Genomic DNA, 13,139 nt, shown 5'->3' on the forward strand with positions numbered 1-13,139 from the left:
TATTTTTCAATATTTAGTATATTCGATAATTACTTAAAATTGTGAAGCTATGTTAGAATTCTTCAAAGAAATGTCTTCTCTTGAACAAACTTATTGGTTAATTGCTATCGCAGGATCTGCAGTGTTTTTAGTTATTTTTCTTTTAACATTTATTGGAGGTGGAGATACTGATATGGAAGCTGATGCTGACAATTTTGAAGCTGATGATGGAGGTGTAGGGTTTCAATTTTTCACATTTAAAGGGCTAGTAGGTTTTTTTACCATATTTGGGTGGACAGGAGTAACTTGTATTGATAACGGATTGTCTACTACTACAACATTAATAACTTCAACAATTGCTGGTTTGGTAATGATGATACTTACTTCATTACTTTTCTTTTGGATGCATAAATTAGCTGAATCGGGAACGTTACAAGTTAAAAATGCAATTGGGGTAATTTGCGAGGTTTATTTACCAATTGGTGCCAATCGTTCTAAAATGGGAAAAGTGCAAATTAAGGTACAAGGTAGTTTGCGAGAACTAGAAGCAATTACCGATGAAAATGAAGATTTAAAAACTGGTGCTATGGTAAAAGTTACCGAAATTGTTAGTGCCGAAATATTACTAGTACAGAAATTAACTCAATAAAAATAACTATGAATTTATTACCCTTACAAATAGCAGCAACGGGAGTTTACCTGGTTGGAGCTATTATTTTTATCTTAGTTGTATTCTTCTTTTCAATGATAAGAAGGTACAAACGTTGTCCGTCTGATAGAATTTTAGTCGTTTACGGAAAAACAGGCGGAGGACAATCTGCAAAATGTATTCATGGTGGAGCGGCTTTTATTTGGCCTATAATTCAAGATTATGAATTTTTAGATTTAACTCCAATGTCTATTGAAGTAAATCTAACAAATGCATTAAGTAAGCAAAATATTCGTGTAAACGTACCTTCTCGTTTTACAATTGGTATTTCAACAGAGCCAAGTGTTATGCAAAATGCTGCAGAACGTTTATTAGGTTTACAATTAGACGCTGTACAAGATTTGGCCCAAGAAATTATTTTTGGTCAATTGCGTTTAGTAGTTGCTTCAATGGATATTGAAGAAATTAATTCAGATAGAGATAAATTTTTATCACATATTACACATAGTGTTGAAGCTGAATTAAAGAAAGTTGGTTTAAAATTAATTAATGTTAATATTACTGATATTCATGATGAGTCTGGGTATATAGAAGCGTTAGGTAAAGAAGCTGCCGCAAAAGCAATTAATGAGGCTAAAGTATCGGTGGCTCAAAAATTAAGAGATGGATCTATTGGTGAAGCTGAAGCGCATCAAGATCAAAGAGTTCGTGTTGCCGATGCTTTAGCGAAAGCAAAAATTGGAGAAGCTGAAGCCAACCAAACAGAACGTGTACAAGTTGCAGATAAAGTTGCAACTGCAAAAATTGGAGAAGCAAATGCAAACCAAAAAGAACGTATTCAAACGGCTGATGCTAATGCAAAAGCAAAAATTGGTGAGGCAGAAGCACAACAAGTTGAACGTGTTAAAACTGCTGTTGCCAATGCAAAAGCAATTGAAGGAGAAAATATTTCTAAAATTGAAATTGCCGAATCTGATGCTTTAAGACGTGAACGTGAAGCTGAAGCTGCAAAAAGAGCAATTGCCGCTGAAAAAGTACAAGCTGCAAAAGCATTAGAAGAAGCATATGCTGCCGAACAAATAGCTGAAATAGCAAGAGCAAAACGTAAAGAAGCTGAACAATTAGCAGATATTGTTGTACCTGCTCAAATAGATAAACAAAAAGTTGAAATTAACGCAGAAGCCCAAGCGGAACAAATAAGACGTATTGCAAAAGGTGAAGCGGATGCTATTTTTATGAAAAAAGAAGCAGAAGCAAAAGGTATTTTTGAAATCTTAACAAAACAAGCACAAGGTTTAGATGAAATTGTAAAAGCTGCTGGCGATGACGCTCAAAATGCTGCTTTATTATTAATTGCAGATAAATTACCTGAGTTGGTTAAAACACAAGCTGAAGCGATTAAAAATATTAAAATTGATAAAATAACTGTTTGGGAAAATGGTGGAGGTAAAGATGGTAAAACATCAACTTCTAACTTTATTTCTGGTATGTATAAAGCAGTACCACCATTACAAGAAATGTTTAATATGGCTGGTATGGAATTGCCAGAATATTTAAAAGGAAAAGATATTAAAAACATTGATGCTGAAAACATTGTTGAGTCTAAAAGTAAAGCAGAACCGGATAGTGAAAAAGATTAATTTTTATTCAACTATCTATATTAATTCATTTCATATAGGTAGTTGAACTTAAAACTTTTATAAAGATGGAAGATCAATTAAAAGAATTATTATACAATCCTACTGTTGGAAAAATAGCAACTATTTTAATTGGTATCATTATTATTTGGTTTGTAATAAAAGCTATTCAGAAAAAATTTATTTCAAAATTAAAAAATAGCAACCACCGTTATAAAACAAAAAAGATCTCAACATTTGCAGGTTATTTGTTTTCTATTCTGCTAATAGCTATAATTTACAGCAACAAATTAGGTGGTTTTACAATTGCTTTAGGAGTTGCCGGAGCCGGTATTGCATTTGCTTTACAAGAAGTTATTGCGTCTTTTGCAGGTTGGTTGGCTATTTTATTTGGTGGTTTTTATAAAACGGGAGACAGAGTTCAATTAGGTGGAATTAAAGGTGATGTGATGGATATTGGAGTTTTAAGAACTACTGTTATGGAAATTGGCCAATGGGTTGATGGTGATTTATATAATGGAAGAATTGTGTTAATTGCCAATAGTTTTATTTTTAAAGAACCTGTTTTTAATTATTCGGGAGATTTTCCATTTTTATGGGATGAAATTAAAATTCCCATTCAATATGGAAGTAATTATGAAAAAGCGAAAATTTTATTTATTGAAATAGCTAAAAAAACTGTAGGTGATTTAACCAATGTTTCGCAGGAAAAATGGAATGCGCTTCAAAAAGAATTTTTATTAGAAAACGCTCAAACAGAGCCAATGGTTACTCTTGTAGCAAATGACAATTGGGTTGAATTTACCTTGCGATATGTTGTTCATTTTAGAAAAAGAAGGCTTACAAAATCCGAATTATTTACTCAAATATTAACTGAAGTTGAAAAAACAAATGGAGAAATTAAATTTGCTTCGGCAACCTTTCAATTAGTTGAAACTCCTGATTTTAATGTTAATATTTCAAACAAAACTTAAATGTTTTTATCCACACAATTAGATCCAACGGTGACCTTTGTATCTATTCTGGCTATACTTATTATAATATTTGGTTTAATTCTTAAAAGATTTAAACAACCTTACATTATTGGTTATATTATGATTGGCGCTTTAATAGGTGAACACGGAATTGGCTTGATAAAAGATTCTGATTCCATTCATCATTTAGGTGAAATTGGAATTATTTTACTGCTCTTTTTTATAGGGATGGAAATTAGCTTACCCGAATTGGTAAAGCAATGGAAATTAGCAGTTGTTAGTACTTTACTGCAAGTAGGTTTTAGTGTTTTAACTGTAATAATTATTGGTTATTTCTTTAATTGGAATATTGAGCGCTCTGTTATTTTAGGCTTTGTAATTGCTTTAAGTAGTTCTGCCGTTATTATAAAAATAATTCAGGATAAAAACCTGATATCTACTCGAATTGGTAAAAATGTATTAAGTATTTTATTAATGCAAGATATTATAATTGTTCCATTACTAATTATAACTTCGGTAGTTGGCGGTAAGGAAGAATCTTTAGAAAATATTATTTTAATGGTAATAGGAGGGTTAGTAGTAATGGCTATTTTAATTTACATTTATATTAAAAGAAGTATAAAATTACCATTTGCAAATAAAATTGAAAACGACCATGAATTACAGGTTTTTGCTGCCATTTTATTGTGTTTTGGAGGTGCTCTTTTAGTTTCAGCTTTTGGAATTTCTCCTGCCTTAGGAGCTTTTGTAGGTGGAATGGTAATGCACGTTTCTACTGCAACGGATTGGATTTATGACACCTTGCACTCTTTTCGGGTTTTATTTGTAGCGCTATTTTTTGTGAGTATTGGACTTCAAATTGATTTTCAATTTATTGTTGAAAATTATGTTGTAATCACACTAGTGTTATTATCGGTTTACTTAACCAATCATTTTATAAATTCATTTATCTTAAAATTATTTTCGTGTAAATGGCATGAGGCAATTTTAGGAGGTGCTTTATTGGCTCAAATTGGTGAGTTAAGTTTTTTAATCAGCTCATCTGCATTTTCGTTAGGAATTTTAGGTGATTTTGGTTATAAATTCACCATTAGTTTAATTTCATTAACATTATTAATAAGTCCGTTTTATATTTCAATTACTGAAAAACTATTAAAGATTTATCAGAAAAAGAAAATTATGAGACTTAATAATTTAAGTTAAAAAGGAAGATTATGAGTTTTGGAGGTCATGTAAATGATATGTTGAATAGAGTGAAGCAAAATGCAGCTTTAAAAAACGCACGAAAAGGAAAATTTAAAGGAGGGAATGATTATTCCCACACAAAGTACTCAAAAACAACATATGATCTTCCGGAACTATCAGAAGAAGAATTAACCAAGGTTAAACAAAAAATTAAAGATGAAGCAAAAGAAGACCAAAAAAAACAGAAAATTATTTGGGTTTCGGGAGCGTTAATACTTTTAATTCTATTGTTAATATTTAATTTTATTACTTTTTAAAAATCGTTTTAATGAACATTTCAAAAGATTTAAAAGAACTTGTTGAAGCTAACGTAATTTCAGAAGATATTGCGGGCAACATACAAGCTTTTTATAATAAGAAAGAAAACACTTCACCCAATAAACTGTTTATTGTATTTGGTATTTTAGGGGCGCTTTTAGTAGGGCTTGGAATAATCTTAATTTTAGCTCATAACTGGGATAACTTATCTAGGTTAACAAAAACAGTTATTGCTTTTATACCGTTAGTAATTGGCCAACTATTATGTGGGTTCACTTTATTAAAAAAGAATAACAATACAACTTGGATAGAAAGCTCCTCTGTATTTTTGTTTTTTGGTGTTGGAGCAAGTATTTCATTAATCAGTCAGATTTATAATATACCGGGTAACATTACTTCGTTTACAATTACTTGGATGCTTTTATGTTTGCCTTTGGTGTATTTAATGAAATCTAATTCAATTGGCTTTTTATATATTATTGGAATTACATTTTATGCTTGTAAAATAGGTTATTGGACTTACCCTCATGTTGAAACTTATGTGTATTGGCTTTTACTTTTATTAATACTTCCAAATTATTATTTACTTTATAAAAAGAGTCCTAAAAGTAATTTTCTGGTTTTTTATAATTGGTTAATTCCATTATCTATTATCATTTCATTGGGAACAGTTGCAACTTATTTTGAAGAAATTATGTTTGCTGCTTATTTAAGTATTTTAGGGGTTTATTATTTAATTGGAAATTCAAACTATTTTAAAGCTCAAAAATTAAGAAATAATAGTTTTTTAGTATTAGGGTCATTGGGAACTATTGGAGTGTTACTATCATTAAGTTTTAGTTGGTATTGGGATGATTTATTAAATATACAATTTCAATATAATGGGTTTAAACCTTATGCTGAAATAATTGTCACATCAATATTTTCAATAATTGCATTTATTCTTCTTTTGAAACAATTCAGAAAAGAATTTATTAAAAAAAGCACTTTAATAGAGTTTGTTTTTATCCTGTTTATTATATTGTTTTTAATAGGTTTAAAAACATCTTTTCCTGTAATAATTATCAATTTATTAGTTTTCTTAATTGGGATTTTAACCATTAGAGAAGGAGCGCGAAAAAATCATTTAGGCATTTTAAATTATGGTTTATTAATTATTACTGCATTAGTAATTTGCAGATTTTTTGATACAGATTTAAGCTTTATAATAAGAGGATTATTATTTATTTCTGTTGGAGTAGGGTTTTTTATAACAAATTATTGGATGCTAAAAAAAAGAAAAAGTAATGAAAAATAAAAAGTTATTATTCACATTATTTATTGCTGTTGTTATCGCTCAATTATTTGTTCCATTTAAAATGATTTTGAGTAAAGAGGACACATTAAAGACTGGGACACCGTATAAATTTATAACTGCCCCAATTGATCCAACAGATCCTTTTAGAGGAAAATTTATAGTACTTAGTTTTATAGAAAATGAGTTTAATATTGAAGATGAAAAAGAATGGAAAAGAAATGAAATAATTTTTGTACTTCTTCAAAATAATAAGGATGGTTTTGCAACTATAAAAAGTATTGTAAAAGAAAAACCAGCTGAAACTTCTAATGATTTTATTGAAGCAAAAGTTGATAGAGTATATGCAACTGAGAAAAATAAACGTATACTTATTCAGTATCCTTTTGAGCGATATTACATGGAAGAATTTAAAGCTAAAGATGCTGAAAATACTTATAGAGAATCTCAAAGAGATAACATGAACAAAACTTATGCTTTAGTTTATGTTAAAAATGGAGAAGCTGTTTTAAAAGATGTTTTAATAAATGGAAAACCTATAAAACAAATTGTAGAAGAAAATTCTGCCACAAATAAATAATAACTTTTTTAGTTTTAGTGAGTTCTTTATATTTACCAAAAAAATATAAAAACATTCTTATGATCTCAGTAAATGAATACTTTAACGCAACAGTAAAATCTCTTGGTTATTCTTCAAAAAATGGAAAGTCTACAATTGGAGTTATGGAAGATGGCGAATATGAATTTGGTACATCATCTCATGAAAAAATGACGGTTATTGAAGGTGAATTAATTGCTCAATTACCAAATACTACAGATTGGAAATCTTTTAAAGCAGGAGAATCATTTGAAGTTGAAGCGAATTCATCATTTAAAGTTAAATCTGTTGGACAAACTTCTTATTTATGTACTTATAATTAGTATTAATAAATTTAAAATACAAGTAAGCTTTTAAATAAAGCTTACTTGTTAAACTATTCGCATTTTAAAGGTAAAGAAACATAAAATTTACTTCCTTCTCCTTCTATACTTTCAACCCAAATTTTACTTTTATTTTTGGTTATAAATTCATAACATAGGATTAATCCCAATCCTGTTCCTTTTTCATTTGATGTTCCGTTACGACTAACATTTTTTTCAACCTTAAATAAATCATCAATAATAGATTTATCCATTCCAATTCCAAAATCTTGAAAACAAACCTCTACATTATTTTTATTTAACTTTGAGGTTAATAAAATTTCACCTCCAATTGAACTAAATTTGATGGCATTGTTAAATAGGTTAGAAAAGGCTATTTTCATAGTGTCATTATCAACACAAACTTCTATGTTTTTATCTATATGATTATTTACTTTAATTTTTTTAATTGAAGCGGAACCTAAATAAGCTATAATACTATTGTCAATTAAGTCTTTCAAATTAAGTTCCTCTCTTTTAATATCTATAAATCCTCTTTGAGACCTTGCCCAATTAAGTAAGTTTTCCAATAAATTAAAAGTTGATTCTGATACGTTTTCTATATTTTGAATCATCTGTATTCGTTTTTCATCACTATACAATTTATAATTATTGGATAGTAACTTACTAAAGCCAAAAATTGAGTTAAACGGACTTTTTAAATCGTGCGCAATTATTGAAAAAAACTTATCTTTTGTTGCGTTTAACTTTTGAAGTTTCTTTTCACTTTCCTCTAATTTTTTAATATTAGTTTCAAGTAATAATTTTTGACTAATAATAGTTGCATGCTGCTGTTTTAAAATCTTATTTTTTTTACGAACCTTTAAAAAATAATACATAACAACCCCTATAATTACCAAAAGAATTAATATGATAATAATAGTTCTACTAATTAATTCTTTTTTCTTTGTAGCTGCATTTTCTAATTGTTGATTTTTTAAAGTTTGTTCAAGTTTTAACTTTTCAATTTCATTCGTTCTTTTTTGATCATCAAAATCACTTAAAAAACTTGCAACACTGTTATTTTTTAAAGAATCTATGGATGTATTTGCCTTTTGTAAAGAATAAAAAGCCTTTTTATAAAGCCCCGTATTAACATATGCTTCAGCTCTTTTTTTATAAATTTCAGGAAATTCTTCATGTACATTTATAGATTTTGAATAGGATAAACACTTATCAAAATATTTAATACTTTCCTTAAATAAATTCTGATAAAAATACCATTCTGCTTGTTTTCTATAAACTCTAGATTTTATTTGCCTAATGTTTTTTTCTTCACTAATTACTGCAGCCGAGTCAATATAATTTTTAGCTAATTTAAAATCTTTTATACCTATATAATAACCCGATAAAGATAAATACAAATAAGACTGAAGATATTCACTATCTACACTAGGTAATAATTTTTTTACGTTTTTATAATCTTCTTCGGCTTCCTTAAACTTATTATTTTCAACTTTTACAACTCCTATATTTGAATATAAGATAGCTAAGCCACTTACTGTTCTTTTCTGTTTAAGAAGCTCTAATTTTAGTGATTTATTAAAATATAACAATGAGAAATTATAATTATCTAGCTTCTTGTAAATAGAACCAATATTATTATAAATGATAGCCATGCTAACTGTATCCTTTAGATGTTCAGCATAATTTAAAGCCTTTAAATTGTAATCCAGGCTTTTTAATTGACTAGAACCGTAAGAAGCCACATAAGCCATGCCTTTGTAACAATCTAAAATATTTACAGTATCTTTTTCTTCTTTAAAAAGCTCTAAAGCAGCATCAAAATTTTCAAGAGCAACATTAACATTACCCTTTTCAATCATTCCTCTAGCCGTAAATGAATAAGACACTGCCAGTTCTTTTCTGTACTTTATATCTTTTGCAATTTGCATTGCTTTATTGCTATAAAATAATGAACTATCAATATTTATTCCTCCAAATAAATAAGCTAATTTATTATTGTTTTCAACAAGTTTTTTTTGATTTTTTTCAAGGGAGTTTAAATTTCTAATTGAATCGATATCATGCTGTTCTTGTGCATTTATATTTGAAAAACATAAAATAGTTAAACAGTAAATGATAAAAACTACGAGGGGAATAGATGTTTTCATTTTTATTTTTAAATAACATATAAAGGTAGTTGTTTTCAGATGAATTAGTCCTATGTTTTTATTTAAAAAAAGAATCAAAAAATAAAGCAATAGTATTATCCTTTAAATTTGATTAATTTTGCCGCTATGGTAAAAGAAATTCAAATTCGTGTAAATCTTAAGGAAGAAAAATTCACAGGTTTTTTAGAAAAAAAAGCTGCGCGTATTTTAAGAGTTGAATTGAATGAAATTACCGCAGTAAAGGTATTACGTAAATCTATTGACGCCAGAAAAGCCAATATTATTTTCAATTATAAAGTAGCGGTTTACGTAAATGAAAAAATGCCAGAAACATCAGATTATAATTTTGAATACAAAGATGTTTCTTCAGCAAAAGAAGTTCATATTATTGGTTTTGGACCTGCAGGAATGTATGCCGCTTTGCGTTGTATAGAATTAGGTTACAAACCTATTGTTTTAGAACGAGGTAAAAATGTTCAGGATAGAAGAAGAGATTTACGAGCCATTAATCAGTTTCATATTGTTAACGAAGATTCTAATTATTGTTTTGGTGAAGGTGGTGCAGGAACTTATTCAGACGGAAAACTATATACCCGAAGTTTAAAAAGAGGTGATGTAAGAAGAATTTTTGAAAACTTAGTGTATCACGGAGCTACAGACCAAATATTAGTTGATGCACACCCACATATTGGAACCAATAAACTACCAAAAGTTGTAAAAAATATACGGGAAACTATTTTAAAATATGGAGGGGAAATCCATTTTGAAAGTCGTGTTGTAGATTTTGTTATTAAAGATAAGAAACTAAAGGCTATTCAATTGCTAAACGGTATAGAAATGACTGTAAACGCTGTAATTTTAGCAACTGGTCATTCAGCTAGAGATATTTATTATTTACTAAAAAGAAAGGATATTTTTATTAAATCAAAATCTTTTGCAATGGGAGTTCGTGTAGAGCATCCGCAAGAAATTATTGATTCAATTCAATACCACTGCAAAGGTAAAAGAGATGAGTTATTACCTGCAGCTGCATATAGTTTAGTACATCAAGTAAATGGGCGTGGTGTGTATTCTTTTTGTATGTGTCCTGGTGGTTTTATTGTGCCTGCGGCTACGGCAAATGAAGAGATTGTTGTAAATGGAATGTCTCCATCAAAACGAAATAACCTTTATGCAAATTCAGGAATTGTTGTAGAAATTAATGCAGATCAAGATTTAAAAAAATATGAGAAATTTGGAGAATTAAAAGGCTTAGAATTTCAAAAAGATTTAGAAAAATTAGCTTGGGTTGCTGGTGGAAAAACGCAAACAGCCCCAGCGCAAAGATTAACTGATTTTGTTGAAGGGAAATTATCCAACTCATTAAATCCTACATCTTACCAACCAGGTTTAAAATCTGCTTCAATGCATTCTATTCTTCCAAAACAAATAGGAGGAAGACTTAGAAAAGGTTTTGCTGAATTTGGTAGAAAAATGCACGGTTATTATACGGAAGAAGCAAATGTAATTGGTGTAGAATCTAGAACTTCTTCACCAATAAATATTCCTAGAACCGAAAAATTATCACATCCAGAAATTGAAGGATTATACCCTTGTGGAGAAGGTGGCGGTTATGCAGGTGGAATTGTATCTGCAGCTATGGATGGTGAACGATGTGCTGAGGCTGCTATTAAAAATATTCTTTAATAGCTTTTGCAACTCCATCATTTTTATTGGTATCCGTAACAACATCTGCAACTTGCATAACTTCGTGTTTTGCATTTCCAACGGCAATACCTAACCCAACTGCTTTTAACATTTCAATGTCGTTATAATTGTCTCCAAAAGCAACAACATTACCCATTGTAAGTGAAGGGTAACAATTTTTAAGAACAACATCAATCGCTGTTTTTTTGGAAATATCTTTATGTGAAATTTCAATATATGTTTCCTTAGACCTGTATAAAATAATTTCACTAGAAAATTCTAGTTCTAAGGAATTATACAACGCATCAATTTCAGCTTCATCTCCCATACACATAATTTTATGCGCTCCTTTTCCTTCTACTTCCCAAGTTGATAAAACCTCTTTATTTGCTTTTACAACAGGAGTTACTTTTGTGTTATTCTGTTCTCTTTTTGCCCAATAATCCATTGATGGTACATACCATTCATCTGCGTGGTATAAACTTAAATGAATGGAAGTTTCAATACATTTATTAATTACTTCAGCCAAAACACTATTTTTAATAAAAGTTGAATGTAAAACTTCAGAGTTATTTAGTACCAAACCTCCGTTATAGGCAATTAAAGGAGTTTTCTCATTTCCAAATTCATTTTGTAAATGACGTAAAGCACTTGGCATACGAGATGAAATTAAAACAAAAGGAATAGGAGCAACCCTTTTTACTTGCTCAATTGTTGCTTTTGATAATTCTCTGTCCTTATTTAATAGCGTTCCGTCTATATCAGAACAAATTAATTGATAATCCATCTTTATGTTTAAAAATAATCTCACAAAACTAAGGAATCCGTTTTTTAATGGAAAAAGTAATTAAGGTATTTAACGAAAACGTTTCATATTTCTTTGAAATTTAGTTAATTAGATATTTGAAATTAGATTAAAACTAATAATGTACCTTTGCCAACTTAATAAACTATATGGAATTCAAAGAATTAGGAATTATTAGGCCTATTTTAAAGGCTTTAAATGAAGAAGGATATACGAACCCAACACCAATACAGGAACAGGCAATCCCTATTTTATTAGATAGAAAAGACTTATTAGGTTGCGCACAAACAGGAACAGGAAAAACTGCTGCTTTTACCATACCAATATTGCAACACCTATTTAATAGTAAAGAAGATTATAAAGGAAAACGAAAAATTAGATCATTAATTGTTACTCCTACTAGAGAGCTTGCAATTCAAATAGATGAAAGCATTAGAACTTACGGAAAGTATACTGGTATTAAAAATACGGTTATTTTTGGTGGAGTAAAACAAAGAGCTCAAACAGATGCATTGAATAGAGGGGTAGATATTTTAGTCGCAACACCAGGACGTTTGTTAGATTTAATCTCTCAAGGTCATATAAGTTTGCAAAATATAAAGTATTTTGTTTTAGATGAAGCCGATCAAATGTTAGATATGGGTTTTATTCACGATATAAAAAAGATTATAGCTAAACTTCCTTTTAAAAGACAATCACTTTTCTTTTCAGCTACAATGCCTTCATCAATAGTTGAGTTATCTGGTAAGATTTTAGGTAAACCTGAAAAAGTTACGATTAAACCAGAGCAGGCAACAGCAGAAAAAGTTGAACAAGCGTTATATTTTGTTAGTAAACCTAATAAATCTAAACTACTTATTCATTTAATTGAAGAAAATGAAAATGCTTCTGTATTAGTTTTTTCAAGAACAAAACATGGTTCTGATAAAATTGTACGTCAATTATTAAAAGCTAATATTAAGGCTGCTGCCATTCACGGAAACAAATCTCAAAATGCCAGACAACGTGCATTAGGAAGTTTTAAAAAAGGTGAATTAAATGTTTTAATTGCTACAGATATTGCTGCCAGAGGAATTGATGTTTCAGATTTATCTCTTGTAATAAATTACGATTTACCAAACATACCTGAAACCTATGTGCATAGAATTGGTAGAACGGGAAGAGCTAAAGCTAGTGGAATTGCACTATCTTTTTGCAACCAAGAAGAGAAAGCGTATTTAAGAGATATTCAAAAACTAATTAAACAGCAAATACCGGTTATTGAGGAACATCCATATGTTTTAGATGAAAATGAAGAAATTCCTTTAGCTCCAAAACCGACTAAAAATCAACGTAAAAAGTCAACACGTAAAACTGGAAATCAGCAAAAAGTGGGAGAACAGACTACAAATAAAAAAAGGAAATATTATCCTAAAAGAAATAAGTAGAATAAAAAGAGGCTGTTTAAAAAGTGTTGAAAACCGTCATTCTGAATTTATTTCAGAATCTCATCATACTGATAATCAATCATTATGAGAACCTAAATCAAGTTCAGGTTG

The 13,139-nt window shown here is 29.3% G+C and carries 12 protein-coding genes; 10 read left to right on the forward strand and 2 right to left on the reverse strand.

Annotated features, from left to right (window positions below):
- Nucleotides 1–49: 49 nt before the first annotated feature.
- The 8 genes from DAD81_RS05630 to ppnP all read left to right on the forward strand — a co-directional run bounded on the left by DAD81_RS05630 (nt 50) and on the right by ppnP (nt 6,957).
- Entirely contained in the window at nt 50–628 is a 579-nt protein-coding gene (locus DAD81_RS05630; protein ID WP_111707254.1) for a hypothetical protein, read from the forward strand.
- Nucleotides 629–636: 8 nt separating this feature from the next.
- A complete protein-coding gene (locus tag DAD81_RS05635; RefSeq protein WP_111707255.1) occupies nt 637–2,268 on the forward strand; it encodes a flotillin family protein in 1,632 nt (543 codons plus the stop codon).
- 65 nt (nt 2,269–2,333) lie between these two features.
- Nucleotides 2,334–3,239, forward strand: coding sequence for a mechanosensitive ion channel family protein (locus tag DAD81_RS05640; RefSeq protein WP_111707256.1), 906 nt, complete (start codon nt 2,334–2,336; stop codon nt 3,237–3,239).
- A complete protein-coding gene (locus tag DAD81_RS05645; protein ID WP_111707257.1) occupies nt 3,240–4,442 on the forward strand; it encodes a cation:proton antiporter domain-containing protein in 1,203 nt (400 codons plus the stop codon). It abuts the gene before it with no gap.
- A gap of 11 nt (nt 4,443–4,453) precedes the next feature.
- Nucleotides 4,454–4,741, forward strand: a complete 288-nt coding sequence (locus tag DAD81_RS05650) for a hypothetical protein (protein WP_111707258.1) — start codon at nt 4,454–4,456, stop codon at nt 4,739–4,741.
- Between the two features lie 11 nt (nt 4,742–4,752).
- On the forward strand, nt 4,753–6,039 hold the full coding sequence (locus DAD81_RS05655) for a DUF2157 domain-containing protein (RefSeq protein WP_111707259.1): 1,287 nt from the start codon (nt 4,753–4,755) through the stop codon (nt 6,037–6,039).
- Nucleotides 6,029–6,616 (forward strand): GDYXXLXY domain-containing protein, encoded by a 588-nt coding sequence (locus DAD81_RS05660; protein ID WP_111707260.1) that lies wholly within the window; start codon nt 6,029–6,031, stop codon nt 6,614–6,616. Before DAD81_RS05655 ends, DAD81_RS05660 begins: the two co-directional genes overlap by 11 nt.
- A 59-nt stretch (nt 6,617–6,675) precedes the next feature.
- Nucleotides 6,676–6,957, forward strand: coding sequence for a pyrimidine/purine nucleoside phosphorylase (gene ppnP / locus DAD81_RS05665; RefSeq protein ID WP_111707261.1), 282 nt, complete (start codon nt 6,676–6,678; stop codon nt 6,955–6,957).
- Nucleotides 6,958–7,010: 53 nt separating this feature from the next.
- Here the strand turns inward: ppnP and DAD81_RS05670 are convergent, their stop codons facing one another.
- Nucleotides 7,011–9,110 carry an ATP-binding protein gene (locus tag DAD81_RS05670; RefSeq protein ID WP_111707262.1) on the reverse strand — a complete coding sequence of 700 codons (2,100 nt, stop codon included), beginning with the start codon at nt 9,108–9,110 and terminating at the stop codon, nt 7,011–7,013.
- A 126-nt stretch (nt 9,111–9,236) separates the two neighbouring features.
- Between DAD81_RS05670 and DAD81_RS05675 the strand changes: the two genes are divergently transcribed.
- Nucleotides 9,237–10,796 carry an NAD(P)/FAD-dependent oxidoreductase gene (locus tag DAD81_RS05675; RefSeq protein WP_111707263.1) on the forward strand — a complete coding sequence of 520 codons (1,560 nt, stop codon included), beginning with the start codon at nt 9,237–9,239 and terminating at the stop codon, nt 10,794–10,796.
- Here the strand turns inward: DAD81_RS05675 and DAD81_RS05680 are convergent.
- The gene (locus tag DAD81_RS05680; protein ID WP_111707264.1) at nt 10,780–11,583 is read right to left on the reverse strand and encodes a Cof-type HAD-IIB family hydrolase; all 804 of its coding nucleotides are present in this window, start codon (nt 11,581–11,583) and stop codon (nt 10,780–10,782) included. The two genes, DAD81_RS05675 and DAD81_RS05680, sit on opposite strands and share 17 nt — an antisense overlap.
- A gap of 167 nt (nt 11,584–11,750) precedes the next feature.
- On the opposite strand from DAD81_RS05680, the gene DAD81_RS05685 reads away from it, so the two are divergent.
- Nucleotides 11,751–13,028, forward strand: a complete 1,278-nt coding sequence (locus DAD81_RS05685) for a DEAD/DEAH box helicase (protein ID WP_111707265.1) — start codon at nt 11,751–11,753, stop codon at nt 13,026–13,028.
- Nucleotides 13,029–13,139: the final 111 nt, after the last annotated feature.

This window comes from Lutibacter citreus, from assembly GCF_003260195.1.
GTDB classification, from domain to species: Bacteria; Bacteroidota; Bacteroidia; order Flavobacteriales; family Flavobacteriaceae; genus Lutibacter; species Lutibacter citreus.